General features: G+C 68.1%; 21 protein-coding genes. 8 read left to right on the top strand and 13 right to left on the bottom strand.

Features of this window, described 5'->3' with window-relative positions; genetic code table 11:
* Positions 1–1,299 carry a M20 family metallopeptidase gene (locus ACT53N_RS17030; RefSeq protein WP_476065001.1) on the top strand — a complete coding sequence of 433 codons (1,299 nt, stop codon included), beginning with the start codon at positions 1–3 and terminating at the stop codon, positions 1,297–1,299.
* A 37-nt stretch (positions 1,300–1,336) separates the two neighbouring features.
* On the opposite strand, the gene ACT53N_RS17025 is transcribed toward ACT53N_RS17030, so the two are convergent.
* Complete coding sequence (locus tag ACT53N_RS17025; RefSeq protein ID WP_476065000.1) at positions 1,337–2,476, bottom strand: pyridoxal phosphate-dependent aminotransferase; 1,140 nt, start codon at positions 2,474–2,476, stop codon at positions 1,337–1,339.
* Between the two features lie 53 nt (positions 2,477–2,529).
* Here ACT53N_RS17025 and ACT53N_RS17020 point away from each other — a divergent pair, with 53 nt between their 5' ends.
* Positions 2,530–3,525 (top strand): SGNH/GDSL hydrolase family protein, encoded by a 996-nt coding sequence (locus tag ACT53N_RS17020; RefSeq protein ID WP_476064999.1) that lies wholly within the window; start codon positions 2,530–2,532, stop codon positions 3,523–3,525.
* Between the two features lie 129 nt (positions 3,526–3,654).
* Here the strand turns inward: ACT53N_RS17020 and rnr are convergent, their stop codons facing one another.
* From rnr to topA, 3 genes are all read right to left on the bottom strand, one after another.
* Entirely contained in the window at positions 3,655–5,937 is a 2,283-nt protein-coding gene (gene rnr / locus ACT53N_RS17015; RefSeq protein ID WP_476064998.1) for a ribonuclease R, read from the bottom strand.
* Between the two features lie 187 nt (positions 5,938–6,124).
* On the bottom strand, positions 6,125–6,490 hold the full coding sequence (locus ACT53N_RS17010; RefSeq protein WP_476064997.1) for a hypothetical protein: 366 nt from the start codon (positions 6,488–6,490) through the stop codon (positions 6,125–6,127).
* A 38-nt stretch (positions 6,491–6,528) separates the two neighbouring features.
* A complete protein-coding gene (topA, locus tag ACT53N_RS17005; protein ID WP_476064996.1) occupies positions 6,529–9,216 on the bottom strand; it encodes a type I DNA topoisomerase in 2,688 nt (895 codons plus the stop codon).
* 178 nt (positions 9,217–9,394) lie between these two features.
* On the opposite strand from topA, the gene ACT53N_RS17000 reads away from it, so the two are divergent.
* Both ACT53N_RS17000 and ACT53N_RS16995 read left to right on the top strand, forming a co-directional pair.
* The gene (locus tag ACT53N_RS17000) at positions 9,395–9,565 is read left to right on the top strand and encodes a hypothetical protein (RefSeq protein WP_310216754.1); all 171 of its coding nucleotides are present in this window, start codon (positions 9,395–9,397) and stop codon (positions 9,563–9,565) included.
* Positions 9,566–9,662: 97 nt separating this feature from the next.
* The gene (locus tag ACT53N_RS16995) at positions 9,663–10,451 is read left to right on the top strand and encodes a hypothetical protein (RefSeq protein ID WP_476065137.1); all 789 of its coding nucleotides are present in this window, start codon (positions 9,663–9,665) and stop codon (positions 10,449–10,451) included.
* On the opposite strand, the gene ACT53N_RS16990 is transcribed toward ACT53N_RS16995, so the two are convergent.
* From ACT53N_RS16990 to ACT53N_RS16970, 5 genes are all read right to left on the bottom strand, one after another.
* Positions 10,448–11,653 (bottom strand): class I SAM-dependent DNA methyltransferase, encoded by a 1,206-nt coding sequence (locus tag ACT53N_RS16990; protein ID WP_476064995.1) that lies wholly within the window; start codon positions 11,651–11,653, stop codon positions 10,448–10,450. The two genes, ACT53N_RS16995 and ACT53N_RS16990, sit on opposite strands and share 4 nt — an antisense overlap.
* Before the next feature lie 56 nt (positions 11,654–11,709).
* Positions 11,710–12,807 carry a DNA-processing protein DprA gene (gene dprA, locus ACT53N_RS16985; protein WP_476064994.1) on the bottom strand — a complete coding sequence of 366 codons (1,098 nt, stop codon included), beginning with the start codon at positions 12,805–12,807 and terminating at the stop codon, positions 11,710–11,712.
* Complete coding sequence (gene plsY, locus ACT53N_RS16980) at positions 12,804–13,460, bottom strand: glycerol-3-phosphate 1-O-acyltransferase PlsY (protein ID WP_476064993.1); 657 nt, start codon at positions 13,458–13,460, stop codon at positions 12,804–12,806. The genes dprA and plsY overlap by 4 nt, the downstream gene beginning before the upstream one ends.
* Before the next feature lie 211 nt (positions 13,461–13,671).
* A complete protein-coding gene (gene pyrC / locus ACT53N_RS16975) occupies positions 13,672–14,973 on the bottom strand; it encodes a dihydroorotase (RefSeq protein WP_476064992.1) in 1,302 nt (433 codons plus the stop codon).
* Complete coding sequence (locus tag ACT53N_RS16970) at positions 14,970–15,965, bottom strand: aspartate carbamoyltransferase catalytic subunit (protein WP_310216626.1); 996 nt, start codon at positions 15,963–15,965, stop codon at positions 14,970–14,972. The genes pyrC and ACT53N_RS16970 overlap by 4 nt, the downstream gene beginning before the upstream one ends.
* 163 nt (positions 15,966–16,128) lie before the next feature.
* Here ACT53N_RS16970 and ACT53N_RS16965 point away from each other — a divergent pair, with 163 nt between their 5' ends.
* Positions 16,129–16,635: a hypothetical protein gene (locus tag ACT53N_RS16965; protein WP_476064991.1), complete on the top strand. Its 507-nt coding sequence runs from the start codon at positions 16,129–16,131 to the stop codon at positions 16,633–16,635.
* 78 nt (positions 16,636–16,713) lie between these two features.
* On the opposite strand, the gene ACT53N_RS16960 is transcribed toward ACT53N_RS16965, so the two are convergent.
* The 3 genes from ACT53N_RS16960 to ruvX form a co-directional block, all read right to left on the bottom strand.
* The gene (locus tag ACT53N_RS16960) at positions 16,714–17,208 is read right to left on the bottom strand and encodes a hypothetical protein (protein ID WP_476064990.1); all 495 of its coding nucleotides are present in this window, start codon (positions 17,206–17,208) and stop codon (positions 16,714–16,716) included.
* Between the two features lie 232 nt (positions 17,209–17,440).
* Complete coding sequence (locus ACT53N_RS16955) at positions 17,441–17,773, bottom strand: hypothetical protein (protein ID WP_476064989.1); 333 nt, start codon at positions 17,771–17,773, stop codon at positions 17,441–17,443.
* A 103-nt stretch (positions 17,774–17,876) separates the two neighbouring features.
* Positions 17,877–18,347, bottom strand: coding sequence for a Holliday junction resolvase RuvX (gene ruvX, locus ACT53N_RS16950; RefSeq protein ID WP_476064988.1), 471 nt, complete (start codon positions 18,345–18,347; stop codon positions 17,877–17,879).
* 179 nt (positions 18,348–18,526) lie between these two features.
* Here ruvX and gatC point away from each other — a divergent pair, with 179 nt between their 5' ends.
* Both gatC and gatA read left to right on the top strand, forming a co-directional pair.
* Entirely contained in the window at positions 18,527–18,814 is a 288-nt protein-coding gene (gatC, locus tag ACT53N_RS16945; RefSeq protein WP_310216614.1) for an Asp-tRNA(Asn)/Glu-tRNA(Gln) amidotransferase subunit GatC, read from the top strand.
* Entirely contained in the window at positions 18,814–20,283 is a 1,470-nt protein-coding gene (gatA, locus tag ACT53N_RS16940; RefSeq protein WP_476064987.1) for an Asp-tRNA(Asn)/Glu-tRNA(Gln) amidotransferase subunit GatA, read from the top strand. The genes gatC and gatA overlap by 1 nt, the downstream gene beginning before the upstream one ends.
* Positions 20,284–20,342: 59 nt before the next feature.
* Here the strand turns inward: gatA and ACT53N_RS16935 are convergent, their stop codons facing one another.
* Positions 20,343–20,966: a hypothetical protein gene (locus tag ACT53N_RS16935; RefSeq protein WP_476064986.1), complete on the bottom strand. Its 624-nt coding sequence runs from the start codon at positions 20,964–20,966 to the stop codon at positions 20,343–20,345.
* A 240-nt stretch (positions 20,967–21,206) separates the two neighbouring features.
* Between ACT53N_RS16935 and gatB the strand changes: the two genes are divergently transcribed.
* Positions 21,207–22,703: an Asp-tRNA(Asn)/Glu-tRNA(Gln) amidotransferase subunit GatB gene (gene gatB / locus ACT53N_RS16930; protein ID WP_476064985.1), complete on the top strand. Its 1,497-nt coding sequence runs from the start codon at positions 21,207–21,209 to the stop codon at positions 22,701–22,703.
* The last annotated feature ends 164 nt before the right edge of the window (positions 22,704–22,867 follow it).

Raw genomic sequence — 22,867 nt, 5'->3', positions numbered from 1 at the left:
ATGATCGGACGGATTTCGACGCTGGCGCTGCTGGCGGGCTTGGCGATGAGCGCGCCGGCTGTGGCTGCGCCTTCGGCCGCCAAGGTCGAGACGGCCGCCAAGGCGGTCCAGCCCAAGGTCATCGCCTTGCGGCGCGACATTCATGAGAATCCCGAACTGGGCAACCAGGAGGTCCGCACCGCCGCCCTGATCGCCAAGGAGCTCCGCGCCCTGGGCATCGAAGTGCGCGAGAACGTCGGCAAGACCGGCGTCGTGGGCGTCTTGAAGGGCGGCAAGCCCGGCAAGGTCGTGGCCCTGCGCGCCGACATGGACGCCCTGCCGGTCGAGGAGAAGACCGGCCTGCCGTTCGCCTCCAAGGTCAAGGCCACCTGGGAAGGCCGCACGGTGCCGGTAATGCACGCCTGCGGTCACGACACCCACGTGGCCATGCTGCTGGGCGCGGCCACGGTGCTGGCCGGCATGAAGCAGGACATTCAGGGCACGGTGGTCTTCCTGTTCCAACCCGCCGAGGAAGGCCCTCCGGCCGGCGAGGAGGGCGGCGCCAAGCTGATGATCCGTGACGGAGCGCTGGAAAATCCGAAGGTCGACGCGGTGTTCGGCGTCCACATCGGCCCCGGCGATCCGCACGAGCTGAACTATCGCCCCGAAGGCTTCTACGCCTCGTCGGACCGCATCACGATCACGGTCAAGGGCCGCCAGACCCACGGCGCCCGTCCCTGGGCCGGCATCGACATGGCCAGCGTCGCCGCCGACATCATCCAGGCCACCAACCAGATCGCCGCCCGCCAGGTGGACGTCGGCGCCTCGCCTTCGGTGCTGACCATCGCCACGATCAATATGGGCTTCCGCCAGAACATCATCCCCGAGGACCTGAAGATGGAGGGGACCATGCGGACCTTCTCCAAGGAGCGCCGCGAGGATCTGATCGCCCGCATGCAGAAGTCTGTCTCTGCGATCGGCGACCGCTACGGCGCCAAGGCCGAGGTGGTGTTCACCCAGCCCTATCCGGTCACCTACAACGACCCGGCCCTGAGCAAGTGGGTGAAGGGGACCCTTGAAAAGGCCTCCCCCGGCAAGGTCGACGACAACGCCGCCCTGGTCACCGGCGCCGAGGACTTCTCGATGTACGCCGAGAAGGTGCCGGGCGTGTTCATCCAGCTGGGCGGCCGCAAGCCGGGCGTCCCGGCCGAGACCGTTCCGGTCAACCACTCGCCCTATTTCGACGTCGACGAGGCCGTGTTCGAGACCGGCGTGAAGGCCCACGCCTTCATGGCGCTGGACTATCTGGCGAAGAAGTAGAGGGCTGAAAGATCCTCCCCCTCGCGGGGGAGGCTTTCTAGGCCGCCGCCCGCGCTTCGAACCACGGCGTGATCCGCCGCAGGGCCTCTTCGACCTCGGGCGTCGAGACCGCGAAGCTGAAGCGGATGAAGCGCTTGCCCTCGACCGGGTCGAAGTCGACGCCGGGCGCGGTGGCCACGCCCGTGTCGCGCAGCAGGTCCTCGCAGAAGGCCAGCGAGTCGTCGGTCAGGTGGGCGATATTGGCCCAGATGTAGAAGGCGCCGTCGGGCGGGGCGATTTCCTTGAGACCCAGGGCCGGCAGGGCGTCCAGCATCAACTGGCGGTTGGCGCGATAGACGGCGATGTGGCCTTCCAGCTCGTCGATGCAGTCCATGGCCGCCAGGCCGGCGTGCTGGGCCAGGGAGGGCGCGGTCAGGAACAGGTTGCCGACATAGGCCCGCGCGCGCTCCAGATCCTCGCCCGGCGGCGTCAGTAACCAGCCCAGCCGCCAGCCGGCCATGCTGAAGTACTTGCTGAAGCTGTTGACGATCAGCGCATCCGGCGCGAACTCCAGCATCGAGGGCGTGCGGCCGGTGTAGCTGAGGCCGTGATAGATCTCGTCGCTGATGATCCGGATGCCGCGCGCGGCGCAGACCTTGGCGATGGCTTCCAGCTCTTCGGGTTCGATGATCGTACCGGTCGGATTTGCCGGGCTGGCGACGATGACGCCGGCGGGAGCGGGTTCAAGCTCGGCCAAGTGCTTCGCCGTCAGTTGGAAACGGTCTTCGGGGCCGCAGGCGATCTCGACGGGCTCAAGGTGCAGGGCCTTCAGCGTGTTGCGATAGGCGACATAGCCGGGACGGGCCAGGGCGATGCGATCGCCGGGCTTGAACACGCTGGACAGCGCCAGCACCAGGGCCGGCGAGGCGCCGCAGGTCAGGATGATCCGTTCGGGCGCGACGGTGACGCCGTACAGCGTCTGATAGCGCTGGGCGATCCTCTCGCGCAGAAGCGGGCTTTCCCAATAGCCCATGGCTTCCTGGTCGAGAATCTCATGCGCCTTGGCCAGCGCCTTGCTCGGCGCGCCGGTGGAGGGCTGGCCGAACTCCATGTGGATGATCGAACGGCCCTCCATCTTCAGCTGATGGGCCAGACGGCTGATGGCGATGGCGTGGAAGGGTTCGATCTCGGCGCGCATGGCGACTGCATAGCTAGGTTTGACGCGACGCGCATCCCGGATGAGAAAAGGACATGCTCGCGTTCGTCCTCGCCGCCGCCCTTGCCCAGACCGCACTGCCGCTCAACATCGGCGGCCGCGTCGCCTCCGCGCCCGAGGGAGGCTACGACTTCGGCTGGCCCGGCGTCTATTTCGAGGGGCGGTTCACGGGACCCTCGGTCGAGATCGTTGTCGACACCGGCGGCGAGCACCTGGCGGTCAGTGTCGACGGCGTGCGCAAGGCCGAGCTGACCAAGTCGGGCCAGACCCGTCTGAAGCTGGATCGCCTTGGGGCGGGCGAACACGTCGTGCGGCTGGACAAGCTGACGGAGAGCCAGTCGGGATCGTCGCGCTTCCAGGGCTTCTTCGTCGGCGAGGCGGGCAAGGCGCTGCCGGCCCCCACGCGGCCGCGCAAGATCGAGTTCATCGGCGACTCCCATACGGTCGGTTACGGCGTTCGCTCGCCGGTCCGCGAGTGCACCGAAAGCCAAATCCACGACCTGACCGATACCAGCCTAGCCTTCGGGCCGATCCTGGCCCGACGGCTGGACGCGGACTATCGCATCGTCGCCTTCTCGGGTCGCGGCGTCGTGCGCAACTACAACGGCCTCGCGCCGGGGCAGCCGCTGCCTGTGCTGTTTCCGCGCCTGATCCCGGGAAAGGAACAGCCGCGCGTGGGCGCGGACGACGCCTGGAGCCCCGATGTGCTGGTGATTGGCCTCGGCACCAACGACTTCTCGACGCCGCTGAACCCTGGAGAGCCGTGGGCCAACGAAGTGGCGTTGCGCCAAGATTATCGCGACCGCTATGTGGCTTTAATCCAAGCGCTGAAGGCCGGCCGCCCCAAGGCGCGCGTGTTCCTGATCGCCGGCGACACCTTCGCCGAGGACGTCGCCGAGGTCGCCGATCGCACCGGCGCCAAGGCCGTACGGATCACGGGCATGGATCGCGGATCGTGCAATTGGCACCCGTCGGTGGCGGATCAGGTGATGATGGCCGACAGGCTCGAAGCGGCGATCGCGGCGAAGTAGTACCTCCCCCGCGATGCGGGGGAGGTGGCCCAGAGGGCCGGAGGGGGCAAGCTGCATGGCGGCCGTGATGGCCCCCTCAGTCGCGCTGCGACAGCTCCCCCGCATCGCGGGGGAGCATCTAGGGCGCCGCTACCGCCGCTTCCCGCGTCGTACGCCCTTGGGCAATCCGCCGCGTGGTTTCACCGCCGCCTGGCGTCGCGCGCCGAGCCTCGGGCGAGGCATCTTCGGGTCGGGCGGCAGCGGATCGCTGAGCATCTCGAACAACAGGCCGCCGGTGACCGGCGTCGCCTCGACCAGCTTGACCTCGACGCCCATGCCCAGGGGCCAGCGCTTGCCGGTTCGCTCGCCGACCAAGGCGTGCATCTTGTCGTCGTGGACGAAGAATTCCTGGCCCAGGGTCGAGACCGGCACCAGGCCGTCCGCGCCGGTGTCGGTCAGCTTGATGAACAGGCCAAAGCGGGTGACGCCGGTGATCCGGCCTTCGAACGTCGCACCCACCCGATCGGCCAGGAAGGCGGCGATGTAGCGGTCGGTAGCGTCGCGCTCGGCGGCCATGGCCCGGCGCTCGGCGTGGGTGATCACCTCGGCGGTGTCCTTGATCTGGGCGATGTCTTGGTCGGTCAGGCCATCGGTCCCCAGGCCCAGAGCCCGGATCAGGCCCCGGTGGACGATCAGATCGGCATAGCGGCGGATCGGGCTGGTGAAGTGGGCGTACTTGGCCAGGTTCAGACCGAAGTGGCCGATGTTGTCGGCGCTGTAGTGGGCCTGCATCTGGGTGCGCAGGACCACCTCGTTGATGATCGCCGCGTTGGGGCTCTCGCGCGTCTCGTCCAACAGCTTGTTGAAGCGCGCGGTCTGCGGGGCCTCGCCCTTGCTCCAGCGGATCTCCAGGGTCTGCAGGAAGTCGGCGAGGTTCTGCACCTTCTCCAGGCTGGGCGTGTCGTGCACCCGGTAGATCAGGGGCGAGCGCTTGGCCTCCAGGCTTTCGGCGGCGCAGACATTGGCCTGCACCATCATTTCCTCGATCAGCTTATGAGCTTCGAGGCTAGCGCGTTTGGTGATCGAAGTGATCTCGCCATCGCGAATGATGATGCGGCGCTCGTCGCTCTCGATGGCCAGGGGCGAGCGAGCGTCGCGGCCGATCTTCATCGTGTGATAGGCGGCCCACAGGGGCTTCAGGATCGGGTCCAGCAGCGGGCCGGTCTTGTCGTCGGGTTGGCCGTCGATCGCGGCTTGAGCCTGCTCGTAGGAGAGCTTGGCGGCCGAGCGCATCAGGCCGCGCACGAACCTGTGGCCCTTCTTGCGGCCCGACTTGTCGAAGACCATCCGCACGGCCAGGGTCGCGCGGTTTTCGCTTTCGCGCAGCGAGCACAGGCCGTTCGACAGGGTCTCGGGCAGCATCGGCTCGACGCGGTCGGGGAAGTAGACGCTGTTGCCCTTCTCGCGGGCGTCGCGGTCCAGGGCCGAGCCGGGGCGCACATAGGCCGCGACGTCGGCGATGGCCACCCAGACCACCCATCCGCCGACATTGGTCGCGTCCTCGTCGAGGTGAGCGAAGACGGCGTCGTCGTGGTCGCGGGCGTCCACGGGGTCGATCGTCACGAACGGCAGGTGCCGCAGGTCCTCGCGGCCCGTCAGCGTCGGCTCGACGGCGGTCTTGGCCTCGGCCTCTGCGGCCTCGGAGAAGCCCGTGGGGATGCCGTGGCTGTGGATGGCGATCAGCGAGGCCGCGCGCGGGTCGTTCTCGGTTCCGACCACCTCCAGCACCTTGCCGGGCCTGGGACCATAGCGGCCGCCGTGCGTGCCCACCTGCGCCAGGACAAGGTCGCCGTCCTTGAAGTCATGGGCGACGCTGGGGTCCAGGACCAGGCTTTCCTTGGACTTGCGGTCCACCGGCTCGACGCGGACCTCGCGGCGGTGCTTGCGGATGACGCCCAGGATCTTGTGGGCGCTCTGGCCCAGCTTCTTGATCAGCTTGGCCTCGAACTCGCCGGTCTCCAGCCGCTCGAAGCGGACCAGGAGGCGGTCGCCCAGGCCCGGCGCGCCGGCGGCGGCCTCGCCCTTGCCGGGCGCCAGGCGGACATTGGGCACGTCGTCGTCCGACTTGGTCAGCTTCACATAGAGCTCGCCGTCGCCATCGCGCTCGACCACGTCGGCCACCCCGACCGGGGGCAGGTAGCCGGCTTCCGCAAAGCCCTTGCGGCCGCGCTTGGCCAGAGCGCCTTGGGCTTCCAGTTCGCGGATCATCTCGCGCAGGGCCCGGCGGTCGGCGCCCTTGAGGCCAAAGTGCCGGGCGATATCCGCCTTCCCCGTCTCGCCCGCGTCGCGCAGGAACGCCAGCAGCGTGTCGCGATCGGGCAGGCCGGCAGGCGGCTTGGGCTTGAAGGTCTTGGTCGGGCGAAGTTTGGCCATGCCCTGCCTTAACGCGTTCGGAGGCCTTAGGGAAACGCGGGGTGGCGCCAGCGCCCCCTCCGTCACGATGCGTATCCGCATCGCGACACCTCCCCCGCTTTGCGAGGGAGGAGGGAAGCGTCTTCCTCACCCGTGCAACGGGGGAGGTGGATCGCTGCGTAGCAGCGAGACGGAGGGGGCGCTTGGCCTAGTACAGATCCTCGATCGACTTCGGCGCTTGCGGCTCGGCGGGCTTGGTCTCGGCCACTGGCGCGGGCGCGGTCGGCGGCGCCTCGACCACCGGGGCCGGCGGTGGGGCTTCCTGCTCGACGGTTTCGACCTCGACGGCCTTGGGCTTGGGCTTTTCGACCGGCGGCGGCTCGTAGGCGAGGGCGGGAGCGGCGTCCTTGACCGGAACGCCCGAGGTCTCGGCCAGCGGCTGCGGGCTGGTCACGGCGCCGCCGCGATCCAGCTTCATCGCGTTGGTCAGGCCCATGGCGAAGCCGCCGATGCAGCACAGCACCAGGGCCACGACCACGACCTGCAAAGGCAGGGGACGTTCCAGGGTCGTCATGGGTGAAGTCTACTCCCGTCCCTCAGCCCTGAACAGCGTCAGCCCTCGTCGTCCCAAGGTGCGGCGCCGTCTTCAGTCGTCGCTACGGCCTTGGCCTTCGGGGCGGCCTTCTTGGCGGCTGGCTTCTTGGCGGCGGGCTTCTTCGCCGCTGTCTTCTTGGCCGGCGCGTCGCCTTCGGCTTTGGCTTTAGACTTCGAAGCCGCCGCCTTCTTGGCGGGCTTCTTGGCCCCGCCCTTGGCCGCGCGTTCGGCGATCAGGGCCAGGGCCTCTTCCAGCGTGATGGCAGCCGGATCCTTGCCCTTGGGCACGTTGGCGTTGGTGTCACCGTGCTTGATGTAGGGACCAAAGCGGCCCGACAGCACGCGGATCGGTTTGCCGTCCTCAGGGTGGTTGCCGAGTTCCGCCAGGGCCGCGGCCGCCGCGCGCTGCGGACGACCGCCGCCGGCGCGCTTGTCGGCCAGGATGGCGACGGCGCGGTTGAGGCCCACATCAAACACCTCGTCGGCGTTCTCCAGATTGGCGTAGGTGCCGTCGTGCAGCACGAAGGGGCCGAAACGTCCCAGGCCCGCCGTGATCACCTTGCCGTCGTCCGGGTGCTTGCCCACCTCGCGCGGCAGCGAGAGCAGGCGCAGGGCCTTCTCCAGGTCCATGGCCGAGGCGATCCAGCCCTTGGGCAGGGACGAGCGCTTGGGCTTGTCGCCCTCGGCCGCCAGCTCCTCGACATAGGGGCCGAAACGGCCGTTCTTCAGCCAAACGGCGCGGCCGGTCGCCGGATTGACGCCCAATTCCTTGTCGGCGCTCTCGGCGTCGCCATCGCCTTCGGAAACGCCCAGTTGGCGCGTGTAACGGCACTCAGGATAGTTCGAGCAGCCGATGAAGGCCCCGAACTTGCCGGTCTTCAAAGAGAGCTGCCCCGAGCCGCAGGTCGGGCACAGGCGCGGGTTGGAGCCGTCGCCCTTGTCGGGGAAGATGTGCGGGCCCAGCGCCTCGTTCAGGGCGTCCAGGACGTTTGTGGTGCGCAGCTCGGCGATCTCGCCTACGGCGGCGTGGAAGTCCTTCCAGAACTCGCGGAGGAACTCTTTCCAGTCCAGCTTGCCGTCTGAGACGAGGTCGAGCTTCTCCTCCAGCGCCGCCGTGAAGTCGTACTCGACATAGCGCTTGAAGAACTGCTCGAGGAACGCGGTGACCAGGCGGCCCTTGTCCTCAGGGATGAAGCGCTGCTTCTCCATGCGGACATATTCGCGGTCGCGCAGCACGCCCAGCACCGAGGCGTAGGTGGATGGGCGGCCGATGCCCAGCTCTTCCATCTTCTTGACGAGGCTGGCTTCGGAGTAGCGCGGCGGCGGTTCGGTGAAGTGCTGGTCGGCGCGCGACTTCAGAACCTTGGCGCTCGCGCCTTCGGTGATGGCCGGCAGACGGGCGCTGTCCTCATCGCCCTCGTCGTCGCGGCCTTCCTCGTAGACGGCGAGGTAGCCGGGGAACTGGACGACCTGACCGGTGGCGCGCAGGCCGGTCTGGCCGTCGGCGCTGGTCAGGTCGACGGTCGTGCGCTCGATGCGGGCGCTCTCCATCTGCGAGGCGATGGTGCGCTTCCAGATCAGTTCGTACAGACGGCCCAGTTCCGGCTCCAGGCGCAGCGAGCCCGGGTTGCGACCCATGGCGGTCGGGCGGATGGCTTCGTGGGCCTCCTGGGCGTTCTTGGCCTTGGACTTGTACATCCGCGGCGAGTCCGGGACGTACTCCTTGCCATAGACCGCGCCGATCACGTCGCGCGCCTCGAAGATGGCTTCGGGCGCCATCGAGACGCCGTCGGTCCGCATATAGGTGATCAGACCCACCGTCTCGCCGCCGATGTCGACGCCTTCGTACAGCTTCTGGGCGGCCTGCATGGTGCGCTGGGCCGAGAAGCCCAGCTTGCGCGCGGCTTCCTGCTGCAGGGTCGAGGTGGTGAAGGGCGGGGCGGGCGAGCGCTTGCCGGGCTTCTTCTCGACAGCCTCGACCTTGAAGACGGCGGCCTCGACGGCGGCCTTGGCGGCCAGGGCCGAGGCCTCGTTGCCGAGGTCGAACTTGGTGAGCTTCTTGCCCTCGTGCTTGACCAGGCGCGCCAGGAACGGATCCGACCCGGCCGAGACGTCGGCGTCGACGGTCCAGTATTCCTGGGTCTTGAAGCGCTCGATCTCCAGCTCGCGATCGACGACCAGGCGCAGGGCCACCGACTGCACGCGGCCAGCCGAACGGCTGCCCGGCAGCTTCCGCCACAGCACGGGCGAGAGCGTGAAGCCGACGAGGTAGTCGAGGGCGCGGCGGGCGAGGTAGGCCTCGACCAGCTCCATGTCGAGATCGCGCGGGGCCTTCATGGCCTCGGTCACGGCGGTCTTGGTGATGGCGTTGAAGGTGACACGCTGGACGGTCTTGTCCTTCAGCGCCTTCTTCTTGTTCAGCACTTCCAGCACGTGCCAGCTGATCGCCTCGCCCTCGCGATCCGGGTCGGTGGCCAGGATCAGGCGGTCGGCCTTCTTCATGGCGTCGACGATGTCGCTGACGCGCTTGGAGGCCTTGGCGTCGACCTCCCAGCTCATGGCGAAGTCGTTGTCCGGCTCGACCGAGCCATCTTTCGACGGCAGGTCGCGGATGTGGCCGTAGGAAGCGAGAACCGTGTAGTCGGACCCGAGGTACTTGTTGATGGTCTTGGCCTTGGCCGGGCTCTCGACGACGACGACGTTCATTCTGACTCTTGTTCAGGAAAAAGAGATCGCCCTGCAGGCGAGCGGCGCGAAAGTGGGGGCTTCACTAGGGGTCTGTCAACGAAGGACCCGGAAAACAGTCAGGCTTTGGTGTCCGGTAGGCGCTTGTTAAGCCCCTTGCGCGACACTGGCGTGGCAAGTTCCACCTGTGCTGACCGCCATGGACCTCACCGTCAACCGGATCGCCACCGAGGCCTATGTCTCGCCGATCCGCCCGATCAAGCCCGTGACCTCGAACGCCGAACGCGCGGAAATCGTCGATCGGCTGAAAGAAGCCGTGCGCGCAGCGCCGGCGGCGGGGACGGGACTGCTGGTCGATCTGAGCGTCTAGGCGCTCCTTCAAGCGCCACCATTCGCCCACTTCCTGACGCGGACCCATGGTCCACAAGCGCCAGGGCCTGCGCTTTGGCCTGTGGCGCGGCGAGCAGATGGCGCACTGGAAACGACAGGGCGGGAGGGGCGCGGCCTGGGTGGCGAGCCTGGCGGCGCACGCTGCGGCCGTAGCGGTGCTGCTCGCGATCCAACCGCCTCCTCCGCACCCGCTTGAGACCCCGCCGGTGGTCGTGTCGTTGGTCGAACCGCCCCCGCCGCCACCTCCGCCGCCTCCACCGCCCGCGCCACACGAAGCGCCCAAGTCGCCGGTGAAAGCGCCCAAGAAGCCGCCGTCGCCGGAGAAGCCCAAGGACGCCGCCCGGGCCGCGCCGCGCTCGCCGCTCCGGGTGACCAAGGCGCCGGTCCCCAAGGACGTGATCCCGCTGCCGGCCAGCCCGAAGCCCGCGCCTGCGCGGGTAATGGGTCTGGGCGAATCCGAGTTAATGGGCGCGGCGACCGCTGGTTCAGGGGCTGGCGGGGGCGGGGGCGGGGGCGGGGCGGGCTGTGACATGGTCCGGCTGCTGCAGGAGGGTCTGCGCAAGAACCCCCGCGCCCGCGCCTCGTTGATGCGGGCTCACGCCGCCACGGTCGGCGCCGGCCGCGCGCCGCTGGTCTGGAACGGCGACTGGCAGCGCACCGACGGCGAGGAGGGCGACGGCCTTTCGGGTTTGCGCGAGATGATCATGCTGGAAGTCGCCTTCGCCCCGGCGGCCTGCCGCGCCGAGCCGATGCGCGGGCTGGTGTTGATCTCGCTGAACGACGGCCCGGGCGGCGCGCGCTTCGCTCTGGGCGGCGGTCACTGGCGGTGGTCGGACCTGCTGTTCGCCAGGGGCGCGCGGCGTTAGGCGGCCCTGATCTTCCGCAGCACGTAGAGCCCGCCCGGGATCGCGGCGTCGGCCTGACGGCGCAGCGGCGTCTGGCGATGCTGGATCACCTCCAACCCAGCCTTGCCGCCGGCGGCGCGCACATAGTCGTCGCCGTGCGCGTAGCGCGCCGAGGGCAGCAGTCGCCACCCCGTCTCGCCCTGCTCGACGCTGAAGGCCAGCAGGCCCTCGTCGCTGAGCGCCGCGGCTGCAGCGGTCAGGATATCGCTCAGGTCGCCGAGATAGCTGAACACGTCGGCGGCGACGATCAGGTCGAAGCGGTCCGACGTCTTTCGCAGGAAGGCGACGGCCTCGGCGTGGACCAGGGCGTCATAGCCGCCGCGCTCGGCCGCCTTGGACAGCATGGCGGTGGACAGATCCACGCCCGTCAGGCGCGCGACGCCGGCCCGGAAGGGCGGACCGGCCAGTCCGGTGCCGCAGCCGAGATCCAGCATGTGCTCGAAGCGGCGCTCGGCGACGCCGACCATCTGCGCCAGGATCGCCGGGGCCTGGTACTCCAGGTTCTCGACCAACTGGTGGTCGAAGCGTTCGGCGAAGGCGTCGAACAGCGCCTCGACATAGGCGGGCGGCGCGCGGTCGATCTCGGGATCGGTCAGCACCCGCAGCTCGTGGGCCTGGATCGCGTCCCCCGGCGACCGGGCTTCCAGCCATCGGCCCAGCTTGCGCGCGGCGTCCAGGCGCTGGAAGGCCACAAGGGCGGAAAAGCCTTCGCGCGCCACGGTGTCGAGATCCTCGGCTGCAGGCCCCGCGATCCGCCCGTAGAGCGCCAGGGCGCTATCGGCGTCGCTGTCGTCCAGCGCGGCGTAGGCGGCCGACCGGGCCCAGGTCAGGCGGGCGCCGTCGTGGAAGCCCTCCTGGTTTTCCATCGCCGCGAAGGTCTCGGCCGCCTGCGCGAATGCGCCGGTCAGGTAGAGCGCCTGGGCCAGGCAGAGAAAGCGGATAGGCTCGGCGCCCGGCTGAGCGGCGGCGGCCTGGAGCGGGGCGACCGCTGCCGTAAAGCGCCGCAGCCCCATCAGGGTCAGGCCCAGGCCGAAGAGCGCCTCGCCCTCGTGCGGCAGGACGGCCAGCACGGCGCGGAAGCCGGCCTCGGCGTCATCCAGCCGGCCCTCGCCGTGGGCTTTAACCGCCGCGTCGAAGGTCCGTTGCAGGGTTTCGGCGTCCACGACTCTCTCCGGTGCGTCTTGACGCCAGCGTATCAGCCCGGGCCCGGAGCGAAAGGTTAGGCCTCCGCGACCAATCCGCCGTCCAGAAGCTCGGCGCGGCCGGCCAGGCTCAACTCCACCAGCGCCGCCATCACCGCCGAAGCCGGGGCGGCGGCCGCGCGGACGAGGTCGTTCCGCGACACCGGCGTCGGCGAGAGCAGCGCGGCGACGTGTTCGCGCAAGGCGTCGTGGTCGATGTCCATGTCAGGCGCCGGTTCATAGCGGTGGTCGTGCTCGCGCAGATGCGTCTGGCCCGACAGCGAGCGCAGCACGTCCTCGGCGCCTTCGCACAGGATCGCGCCCTGGCGGATCAGGTCGTTCGTGCCCTTGGAGCGCGGGTCCAGGGGAGAGCCCGGCACGGCGAAGACGTCGCGGCCCTGTTCGGCGGCGAGGCGCGCGGTGATCAGCGAGCCCGACTTCAGCTCGGCCTCGACGACGATGACGCCCAGCGACAGGCCCGAAATGATCCGGTTGCGGCGCGGGAAGTCCTTGGCCTGGGCCCGGCGGTCGGGCGCGCTTTCCGAGACGACGCAGCCCTCGGCGGCCAGGCGGGCGTGCAGCCGGTCGTGTTCGGGCGGATAGATGTCGCCGACTCCGCCACCTAGCACCGCCACGGCGCCGGTGGCGAGCGAGCCCTCGTGCGCGGCACCGTCGATGCCGCGCGCCATGCCCGACACGATGATATGGCCGGCGATTCCGAGATCGGCGGCCAATTGGCGCGCAAAGCGCTGGCCGGCGGCCGAAGCGATGCGGGCCCCGACGATGGCGAGGCTGTGCTGGGAGAGCAGTTCGGCTCGCCCCAGCGCCCACAGCACGGGCGGCGGCGGATCTAGGGCTGCCAGCCGGGGCGGGAAGTCCGGCTCGCAGCCGCAGATCAGGCGCGCGCCCAGCTTGTCGCCGGCTTCGAGCTCCTGCTCGATCTCCTCGCGTGGCGGCAGGGATAGCGGCACGGCGCGGCCGCCCTTGCGCGAGAGATCGGGCAGGGCGGACAGCGCCCTCTCGGGCGTGCCGTAGCGGGTGATCAAATGGTCGAAAGCGACGGGGCCGACCGTCTCGGTGCGCGCCAGCCGCAGCCAGGCGAAGCGCTGGATGTCCGAGAGCCGGCCGGGCGTCACGGCGCGTCGGGCGCGGGCGGAGCGTCCTCCGCCGGCTTCTTCTTGCCGATCTTCGGCTCCTCGCCCTTGAGCAGGCGCGCGATGTTCTCGCGGTGACGGATGAAGATCAGCACGGCCATGAACAGGCACAGGCCCAGGAACGGGTAGGGCTGGTCGAAGGCTAGGGCGAACGGCGCGGCCAGGGTCGCTGCGGTCAGGGCCGCCAGCGAGCTGATGCGGAACAGGAAGGCCATGGCCAGCCAGGTGGCCCCGGCGGCGACACCCACCGGCCAGCAGGCGCTGAGCAGCACGCCGTAGAAGGTGGCCACGCCCTTGCCGCCCTTGAACTTCAGCCAGACCGGGAACAGATGACCCAGGAACGCCGAGCCGCCGGCCAAGGCGATCACGGCCGCATTGCCGTGGGTCAGATACCGGGCCAGCAGCACCGCCACCACGCCCTTGCCCGCATCGCCCAGCAGGGTGATGGCCGCCAGGTCCTTGCGCCCCGAACGCAGCACGTTGGTGGCGCCGATATTACCCGAGCCGATCTGGCGGATGTCGCCCGCTCCGCCCAGGCGCGTGGCGATCAGCCCGAATGGGATGGACCCCAACAGGTAGCCGCCGACAATGGCGATCCCGAGGGTGAGATAGGCGATGGCGGCGAGATCTTGCACGGTTCGACCCTAAGGCGAGTTGCGCGCGAATTCAACCGCTACGCAAGCGAAAGTTGTGCCTTAGGTTTAATGCAGAGTCGGACGCCATCCAAATCCTCCCCCTAGTGGGGAGGCGGCGCGAAGCGCCGGAGGGGGAAGAGGCAGGGTCGGCAGGACTTCCCCCTCCGTCGGCTGCGCCGACACCTCCCCCGCTGGGGGGAGGATTTCGGAGTCACCCCTCAGCCCGATGCACCACGCGGCCGTCGACCACAGTCATCAACACCTGGCCCTGCAGGCGCCGCCCGTCGAACGGTGAGTTCTTCGACTTCGACAGCAGGCGGGCCGCATCCACGATGATCGGCGCGTCGATGTCGCAGAGCACCAGATCCGCCGGCGCGCCCGGGGAGAGGCGGCCACCGCGCAGGCCCAGCAGCTGGGCCGGGGCCAGGGTGACGGCGCGGATCAGGTCGAGCAGCGGCAGGCGCTCCTCGTGGTACAGCGACAGCAGGGCGGGCAGCAGGGTTTCCAGGCCCACCGCGCCGGGCGCGGCCTCGTCGAATGGCAGGCGCTTGTCCTCGGCGGGGGCCGGGCTGTGCGAGGAGACGACGATGTCGATCAGGCCCGAGGCGAGGGCCTCGATCAGGGCCTGGCGGTCGTCCTCGCCGCGCAGGGGCGGGTTCAGCTTGGCGAAGGTGCGGTAGTCGCCGATGTCCAGCTCGTTGAACGACAGGTGGTTGATCGACACCGAGGCGTTGATCCGCAAGCCCTTGCCCTTGGCGCGGGCCAGGGTTTCCAGCGCCTGGGCCGAGCTGATCTGGTCGACCAGCAGCTTACCGCCGGTGGCCTCCAGGAGGGCGACGTCGCGCTCCAGCATGATGCGTTCGGCCATCGGCGAGACCGACGGCAGGCCCATGCGGCCGGCGAACTCGCCGCCGATCGCCGCGCCGCCCTTGCCCAGCCACGGGTCCATCGGCCGGTGGGCCAGCAGGGTGTCAAAACCCTTGGCGTAGGTCAGGACGCGCTGCATGACCTTGCTGTCGACGATCGGCTTGCCCGCGTCGGTGACATAGACGCAGCCGGCCTCGCGCATCAGGCCGATCTCGGCCATCTGCTCGCCCAGGAGGCCCTTGGTCGCCGCGCCGGCCACCAGGATGCGGGCGCTGTCGACGTCGCGGGCGCGGCGCAGAATGAAGTCGACCATGCTGGGGTCGTCGATCGCCGGGGCCGTGTCGGGCTGGACGACGAACGAGGTGACGCCGCCGGCCGCAGCGGCCTTGGCGGCGCTGGCCAGGGTTTCCTTGGTCTCGGCCCCGGGCTCGCCGGTGCGGACGCGCAGGTCGATCAGGCCGGGGGCCAGAAGCGCGCCGCCGCAGTCCACGACCCGCACGGCCTTGCTGAGCTTGCCGAACTCGCGACCCTTGGCGACGTCGGTGATGACGCCTTCGGAGACGATGACGCCGCCGGGACCATCGTAGCCGCATTCTGGATCGACCAGGCGGGCGTTGACGAAGGCGAGGGGCTGAGGGGCGTTCATTGGGCCGCCTCCAGACGGGCCGCGAGGCTGGTGAGCACCGCCATCCGGGCGGCGACGCCCATCTCGACCTGGTCCTGGATCAGGCTGACGGCCGGATCGTCGGCGACGTCGGAATCGATCTCGACGCCCCGGTTCATCGGGCCTGGGTGCATGACCTTGGCGCCGGGCGCAGCGCGGGAAAGCTTTTCGCGATCAAGACCGTAGAAGCGGAAGTACTCACGGGTCGAGGGCACAAAGGCGCCCTGCATACGCTCCAACTGCAGGCGTAGCATCATGACGACGTCGGCGCCGGCCAAGCCTGATTTCATGTCGTGGTGAACCGCGACGCCCCAGCGCTCGGCCTGAGCCGGCATCAGGGTGGGCGGCCCCACCAGGCGCACGCTGGCGCCCAGGGTGTGCAGAAGGGCGACGTTAGAGCGAGCGACCCGGCTGTGCAGCACGTCGCCGCAGATCGCGACCGTCAAGCCCGACACGCGGCCAAAGGCGCGGCGGATCGACAGGGCGTCCAGCAGGGCCTGGGTCGGGTGCTCGTGCTGGCCGTCGCCGGCGTTGACCACGTGGCCGCTGACCTTCTGGCTGAGCAGGCTGGCCGCGCCCGATGAGGCGTGGCGGACGACCAGCAGGTCGGGTCGCATGGCGTTCAGCGTGACCGCCGTGTCGATCAGGGTCTCGCCCTTGGCGACCGACGAGGTCTTGGGGTTCATGTTGACGACATCGGCGCCCAGGCGCTTGCCGGCCAGCTCGAACGAGCTCTGGGTGCGGGTGCTGTTCTCAAAGAAGAGGTTCATCAGCGTCCGACCCTTCAGAATGTCGAGGGTCTTGGAAGTCTGCCGGTTCAGGGCGACGAAGGCGTCGGCCAGATCCAGCAAGTCTGCGGCCTGGGGCGCATTCAGATCGCCTGCGGACAGGAAATGACGCTTGGGAAAAGCAAAAACGCGGCTGCGGATCGTCTCGATCGCGGCGCGGGCGGGGTCATGGGCGGAAGCCGTCATGAGCCCGCGTCTTAGGCGGCTTTGACCGTTAAGGAAAGGCCGGGGTAGGCGGCTTCTAAAACGCGCTGCCTCGCCCGCTCAGATCACACCCTCACTTGTTGCCGCGTGCAGGAGGCGCATACTGTAGAGGTCGCGTTCGGAAGCGCGGCGATCGGGGTTGGCCATGCTGTTGCTTATGCTCGCTTTGTTGCAGGCCTCCGCGCCGGCCGAGGAGACCCGCGCGACGCTGCAGTCCTGCCAGACGACCGATAAGGGCTGGGTCTGCCACTACCAGATGCCGACCGAGATGACGGTCAAGCCGCTGGAGGGCCAGCCGCCGGTCATGGCGCCGCCCCCTTCCGTAGAACTGGCGCCGGCTGCGGCGCGCGCCAAGCCGGCTGCTGACAAGCCTGCAGAAGCGGCCGCCTCCGAAACCTCGACGGATCTGTCGCGCCAGACGCGTCTGATCGCTCGGTGCGGTGACGCGAAATGGTACTCGCCCTGTCTGCCCGGCGAGCGCAAAGAGGCCCAGCTCCTGAGGGAGGCTGCGATCAAGTCGGCGGCCTTGCGCGGCAAGGTCACGGCGCTGTTGAGCGAGAATCGCTGCGACGATGCGGTGAAGGCCGCGCTGGAGGGCGGTGACTTGCCGCTGGCGCGCGAAGCCCGAGCGTTCTGCGCGCCGCAGCGATGACCCTGCTTCTTAGCGTCAAAAGAAAGAGGAGGGGGCCTTGGGCCACCCTCCTCGATAATCACCCGACTGAGGTTACGCTTAGCGACGCGGCGGAGCCGGTTCGCAGCGCACGCCGTCAGCGCAGCCGGTGAAGTGGATCTGCGGCGCTTCGACCGTGACGGCCGACGGACGCACATGCACTTCAGGACGGTGCAGATAGATCTGCGGCGCGGCCACGCGAACCGGCGGTGCGTCGACATAGACCGGCGGGCCTTGAATATCGATGCGGCCCGACGGCACGACGACCGGCTCGCCATAGACGCGCACGCCCGGAGCAGCGACCCGAATGTCACCCCAGCCCGTGGTCGGACCATAGAACACCGCCGGACGCGTGCAGAGGCAGTCATCCGCGGGCGGGCCTGGCGGCGGCGACGGCGGACGCGGCGCGGGCGGATAGACCGGCGGCGGCGGCACCGGCGGATAGCTGCGCGCGGCGGGCGCCGGCGCATAGTTACGGCCGTCCGCGAGCACCGGGCTCACCGACATGCCGGTGACGGCGACCGCCACCAAACCCATCAAGACCTTCTTCGTCACTCGAGCCCCCTCGTTTGCCCTCAACCCAGAACTGTATAGTCGTGGAACGAACTTGGAGTCCGATCCCGGAACGCGACAATTAACCTTAACCAAAGAAAAAACGATGTTGTCCCGAAAATTCACCCGCTGAGCGAATTTCTTTTTCGGTGGGGCCGTCGAGCCTCAGGGAAAACCCAAAAAGAGTTTTTGGGTCAAGCGGCGTTACTTCAGACAAATTCCGTCCGTTTGCAGACTAGCCGCCTGTGCGTGGCGGCATGCGACCCGGACCACAGGGGACGACCTGCCAGGTGAAGCTGGCGTCACGCAGTTTGTGCCGCGTCACTACGATTCTGTAGGTGGCCGGCGCGCTATTGCTTCCAGTCCGCGCCGGTTGATCGAGCACCTGTTCGGCCCGATCCTCGTAAAGCGCCGGGCTGTAGACCTTTTCGTAGCACTTGCCGGGCTCGGGATTGGGTGGACAGTCTGCGCCATCGCTCGCGACGCCGATGTTGGCTGTCAGCAGAACGATCAAGGCTGCGCTTGCCGCGGCCGCGCGATGGCGGCCAGATTTCTGTCTCAAGTCCATGCCCATCCCCCGTTTGGCAATCGACGAATGTTAACCAACTCGGTTCCGGGTCGAAAAGCCTCGACTTTCTCGCCGGGAGGGAATGTTCGATGCGGACAGTGATCTAGACGCCGCGCAGACGCTCCAGTGCGCCCTGCAGGATCCAGCCGGCGGCCATCTTGTCGACCACCTCGTCGCGACGCTTGCGCGAGATGTCATGCTCGTCGATCAGGACGCGGGTGACCGCCGCCGTCGACAGGCGCTCGTCCCAGAAGGTGATCGGCAACTCGGGCTTCAGGCGCAGCAGGTTGCGGCCCAGCGCCCGGTTGGACTGGCAGCGCACGCCCTCGGTGCCGTCCATGTTCATGGGCAGACCAATGACGATCGCGACCGCGTTCCGGCTGTCCATCAGCTTGAACAGCTGCTCTGCGTCCTTGCTGAACTTGGTCTTCTCGATCAGCGCTAAGGGGCTAGCGACCGTGCGGGTGACGTCGGAGACGGCCACGCCGATCGTCTTTTCGCCCGGGTCCAGGCCCACGATGGCGGCATACTGGGGCAGGGCGGCTGCGAAGTCTTGGATGTCGAGAACGGGCATGGCGGTCTTCTACGTCCTCACCCTGAGCTTGTCGAAGGGCGCCGCGTCGTGCGTCAGCCTCGCCCTTCGACAAGCTCAGGGTGAGGTCGAAGGAGAGGTTCGCCTTGAAACGCGAGCCGTCGCCCGCTACCCACCGACAATAACAGTCAATGCTGACTATCTATCCGGAGTAGCCTTCCATGGCCATTGACGCCGCCACCGTGCGGAAGGTCGCGCGCCTCGCCCGCATTGCGACGCCCGAAGAGCGCCTGGAGCCGCTGGCCCAGGAACTGAACGGCATCATGACGTGGATCGAGCAGCTGGCCGAGGTGGACACCGACGGCTGCGAGCCCCTGACCAGCGTCGTGGCCGCTGGCCTGCCGCTGCGCGAAGACGCCGTCACCATGGGCGGCGATCCCGCCCGCGTGACCAGCAACGCGCCCAAATCGATCAACAACTTCTTTGTCGTGCCGAAGGTCGTCGAATAATGAGCCTGACGAACCTGACCCTGAAGGCCGCCGTCGACGGCTTGGCCGCCGGCGAGTTCACCTCGGTTGAACTGACCAAGGCCCACATCGAGGCCATCGAGGCCGCTCGCGGGTTGAACGCCTATATCTTGGAAACGCCGGAGCAGGCTCTGGACATGGCCGCGAAGTCCGACGCCCGCCGGGCGCTGGGCGAGGCCGGTCCGCTGGAGGGCGCGCCGCTGGGCGTGAAGGACCTGTTCTGCACCAACGGCGTGCGCACCACGGCCTGCTCGAAGATCCTCGAAAACTTCGTCCCGACCTATGAGTCGACCGTCACCAGCCGGCTGTGGCGCGACGGCGCGGTGATGCTGGGCAAGCTGAACCTCGACCAGTTCGCCATGGGCTCGTCGAACGAGACCAGCTATTTCGGCCCCGTCACCAACCCCTGGCGCGCCCAGGGCTCGACCAAGGCTCTGACGCCGGGCGGAAGCTCGGGCGGTTCGGCCGCCGCCGTGGCGGCGGACCTCTGCCTGGGCGCCACGGCGACCGACACCGGCGGCTCGATCCGCCAGCCGGCCGCCTTCACCGGCACGGTCGGTATCAAGCCGACCTATGGCCGCTGCTCGCGCTGGGGCGTGGTGGCCTTCGCCAGCTCGCTGGACCAAGCCGGCCCGATCGCCAAGACCGTCGAGGACGCGGCCCTGCTGCTGACCTCGATGTCGGGCCATGACCCCAAGGACTCGACCAGCCTCGACGTGCCCGTGCCGGACTTCACCCAGTTCGTCGGCAAGTCGGTGAAAGGCCTGAAGATCGGCATTCCCAAGGAATACCGCGTCGACAACATGCCGGCGGAGATCGAGAAGCTCTGGGCCGATGGCATCGCCTGGCTGAAGGAAGCCGGCTGCGAGATTGTCGACATCAGCCTGCCGCACACCAAGTACGCTCTGCCAGCCTACTACATCGTGGCTCCTGCCGAGGCGTCCTCGAACCTCGCCCGTTACGACGGCATGCGCTACGGCCTGCGGGAAGAGGGCGCGAACCTCACCGAGATCTACGAGAACACCCGCGCCGCTGGTTTTGGCGATGAGGTCAAGCGCCGTATCCTGATCGGCACCTACGTGCTGTCGGCCGGCTATTACGACGCCTACTACCTGAAGGCCCTGAAGGTGCGTCGCCGCATCGCCGAGGACTTCGACAACGCCTGGACCCAGTGCGACGCGATCCTTACCCCGACCGCGCCCTCGGCGGCGTTCGGCCTGGGCGAGAACAGCAACGATCCGATCGCCATGTACCTGAACGACGTCTTCACGGTGACGACCAATCTCGCGGGTCTGCCGGGGCTGTCGCTGCCTGCGGGTCTCGACGCCAACGGGTTGCCGCTGGGCCTGCAGATCATCGGCAAGCCGCTTGACGAGGCGACGGTGTTCTCGGTCGCCGGCGCGGTCGAGAAGGCCGCGGGCTTCAAGGCCAAGGCCGAAAAGTGGTGGTGATGTGAAAAGGGCGGCTCCGATCTAGAGCCGCCCTTCTTCTTTAGGCCTGTCTTGGCGCCCTACATGGGCGTGGTCGGTTCCGGCATCGACGGTTGCGGCGTAGCCGGCGCCGGGATCACCAGCGGCGGCGGCTCGGCGACCGCTGGGGCGCTGACCGTCGGAGGCGGCGCCGGGACGGTCGCGCTGACGTTCGACGACGCGGCCGAGGCGTCCGGAGCGGTGGTTTCAGCCGGAGCCGCCGCGACGCGACGATCCGGAGCGCGGCTCGGAGCCGAAGCGCGAGGGGTCAGCGTACGGGCGACCGACTCGCGGGAAACCGATTCAGGGGCGGGCGCGGCTTCATTCGCCGCCAGTTCGGTGGGCTGCGGGATCGGCGTCGCTTGCGGTAGACTTGGCTCCAGACCGGGGGAGGGCTCGGTCTCAGCGGCGGCCGTCTGAAGCGATTGCGGATCTGTCGGCGTCGCTGGCCGGTCACCCATCGCCATCCAGACGAGACCGCCGGCCACGATCGCGAGAACGGGCGCGCCGACCATCAGTGGCAGGTTGCCGCCGGCACTCTTTTTCGGTGTCCGTGCATAGACCGGCTGCGACGGAAACAGAGCCGAAGCATTCGGGTCCGCCGTGACAGTCGGCTCAGGGGAATCGAAATTGAGCGTCGAGCGGTTCGTGTAAGCGGTGGGCATTTCTACCTCCGTGAGTGAGCAGTTCGTGGAGTCGAACGGCGCGATAACTCGACGGTTCCCTCATCGTGAAATGGTGCGATTTTGAGCGAATTTCGGCCTTATTTTCGAGTGGTGCGTCCAGGCGCCCGTAGCGCGCTGTAATGCTGCAAGCCACAACGGCTATTTAGGATGGACGGAACATCGTGTCGCTGCGCCGCTAGAGCTTTTCCGCGCCGCCTCGCTTGATGTAGAGAGACGGCCATGACGCAAGAATCCAAACAGATCCAAGGCCGCACCGGTCCCTGGGAAATGGTCCTCGGTCTTGAGGTGCACGCCCAGGTCGCCAGCAAGTCCAAGCTCTTCTCGGGCGCCGCCGTCGGCTTCGGCGCGGGGCCCAACGAGCAGGTCAGCCTCGTGGACGCGGCCATGCCGGGCATGCTGCCGGTGCTGAACCGGTTCTGCGTCGAGCAGGCGGTGAAGACGGGCCTGGGTCTGCGCGCGCAGATCAACCTGAAGAGCCGCTTCGACCGGAAGAACTACTTCTATCCGGATCTGCCGCAGGGCTATCAGATCAGCCAGTTCGACCAACCGATCGTTGGCGAGGGCGTGGTGACCGTCGAGCGCGACGACGGCACGACCTTTGACGTCCGCATCGAGCGTCTTCACCTAGAGCAGGACGCCGGCAAGTCGCTGCACGACCAGGATCCCAACGCGACCTACGTGGATCTGAACCGCGCCGGCACCGCGCTGATGGAGATCGTCTCCAAGCCCGACATGCGCACCTCCGAGGAAGCCGCCGCCTATGTGAAGAAGCTACGCACGATCCTGGTCTATCTGGGCACCTGCGACGGCGACATGGAGAAGGGCAACCTGCGCGCCGACGTGAACGTCTCGGTCTGCCGTCCGGGTGACTATGAGAAGTTCCGTGCCACGGGCGACTTCAGCCACTTGGGCACGCGCTGCGAAATCAAGAACGTCAACTCGTACCGCTACATCCAGCAGGCCATCGAGTACGAAGCCCGCCGCCAGATCGAGATCCTCGAGAACGGCGGCGTGATCGACCAGGAAACGCGCCTGTACGATCCCAACAAAAACGAGACGCGCTCGATGCGCAGCAAGGAAGAGGCGCACGACTATCGCTACTTCCCTGATCCGGATCTGCTGCCGCTGGTTCTGGATTCAGCCTGGGTGAAGTCGATTGAGGAAACCCTGCCGGAGCTGCCGGACGCCAAGAAGGCGCGCCTGCAGAGCCAGTACGGCTTGTCGGCCTACGACGCTGGCGTGTTGATCATCGACGCCGACCGCGCCGACTATTTCGAAGCCGCCGCCAAGGGCCGCGACGCCAAGCTAGTGGCCAACTGGGTGACCAACGAGCTGCTAGCCAAGCTGTCGGCGGCGGGCACGTCGTTCTCCGACTCGCCGCTGCCGCACACCGACATCGCCCAGCTGGTCGAGCTGATCGAGAACGGCACCATCTCGTCGAAGATCGCTAAGGAGGTCTTCGAACACATGTGGGCCGGCGAAGGGCGTCCCGCCGAGATCGTCGAGAAGCGCGGTCTGGTGCAGATCAACGACACCGGCGCGATCGAGAAGGCCATCGACGAGCTGATCGCCGCCAATCCTGACAAGGCCGAAGCCGTGAAGGACAAGCCGCAGGCGCTGGGCTGGTTCGTCGGCCAGGTCATGAAGGCCACCGGCGGCAAGGCCAACCCGGGCACGGTCAACGAGCTTCTCCGCAAGAAGCTCGGCGTCGAATAGACGCTCGGTCATCGCGAAACGGACGAGGGCCCGCAGCGCACGCTGCGGGCCCTTCTTCATTGATGCGAACAGTCGTGGCTATTGCGGCTGACGTGACCCCCTGAAACTCCTCCAGGAATAATTAGAGTCCGCCCCCAGGAAAGGGACGGACGAATGAAGCGATC

This window comes from Caulobacter sp. DMC95, from assembly GCF_056313785.1.
The sequence above is the reverse complement of the archived record's forward strand: the minus strand, read 5'-3'. Positions and strand labels throughout refer to the sequence as shown.

Coding starts and splice junctions, on each gene's coding strand:
- ACT53N_RS17030 (WP_476065001.1), top strand. CDS start 1: ATGATCGGACGGATTTCGACGCTGGCGCTGCTGGCGGGCTTGGCGATG.
- ACT53N_RS17025 (WP_476065000.1), bottom strand. CDS start 2,476: ATGCGCGCCGAGATCGAACCCTTCCACGCCATCGCCATCAGCCGTCTG.
- ACT53N_RS17020 (WP_476064999.1), top strand. CDS start 2,530: ATGCTCGCGTTCGTCCTCGCCGCCGCCCTTGCCCAGACCGCACTGCCG.
- rnr (WP_476064998.1), bottom strand. CDS start 5,937: ATGGCCAAACTTCGCCCGACCAAGACCTTCAAGCCCAAGCCGCCTGCC.
- ACT53N_RS17010 (WP_476064997.1), bottom strand. CDS start 6,490: ATGACGACCCTGGAACGTCCCCTGCCTTTGCAGGTCGTGGTCGTGGCC.
- topA (WP_476064996.1), bottom strand. CDS start 9,216: ATGAACGTCGTCGTCGTCGAGAGCCCGGCCAAGGCCAAGACCATCAAC.
- ACT53N_RS17000 (WP_310216754.1), top strand. CDS start 9,395: ATGGACCTCACCGTCAACCGGATCGCCACCGAGGCCTATGTCTCGCCG.
- ACT53N_RS16995 (WP_476065137.1), top strand. CDS start 9,663: ATGGCGCACTGGAAACGACAGGGCGGGAGGGGCGCGGCCTGGGTGGCG.
- pyrC (WP_476064992.1), bottom strand. CDS start 14,973: ATGAACGCCCCTCAGCCCCTCGCCTTCGTCAACGCCCGCCTGGTCGAT.
- ACT53N_RS16970 (WP_310216626.1), bottom strand. CDS start 15,965: ATGACGGCTTCCGCCCATGACCCCGCCCGCGCCGCGATCGAGACGATC.
- ACT53N_RS16965 (WP_476064991.1), top strand. CDS start 16,129: ATGCTGTTGCTTATGCTCGCTTTGTTGCAGGCCTCCGCGCCGGCCGAG.
- ACT53N_RS16955 (WP_476064989.1), bottom strand. CDS start 17,773: ATGGACTTGAGACAGAAATCTGGCCGCCATCGCGCGGCCGCGGCAAGC.
- ruvX (WP_476064988.1), bottom strand. CDS start 18,347: ATGCCCGTTCTCGACATCCAAGACTTCGCAGCCGCCCTGCCCCAGTAT.
- gatC (WP_310216614.1), top strand. CDS start 18,527: ATGGCCATTGACGCCGCCACCGTGCGGAAGGTCGCGCGCCTCGCCCGC.
- gatA (WP_476064987.1), top strand. CDS start 18,814: ATGAGCCTGACGAACCTGACCCTGAAGGCCGCCGTCGACGGCTTGGCC.
- ACT53N_RS16935 (WP_476064986.1), bottom strand. CDS start 20,966: ATGCCCACCGCTTACACGAACCGCTCGACGCTCAATTTCGATTCCCCT.
- gatB (WP_476064985.1), top strand. CDS start 21,207: ATGACGCAAGAATCCAAACAGATCCAAGGCCGCACCGGTCCCTGGGAA.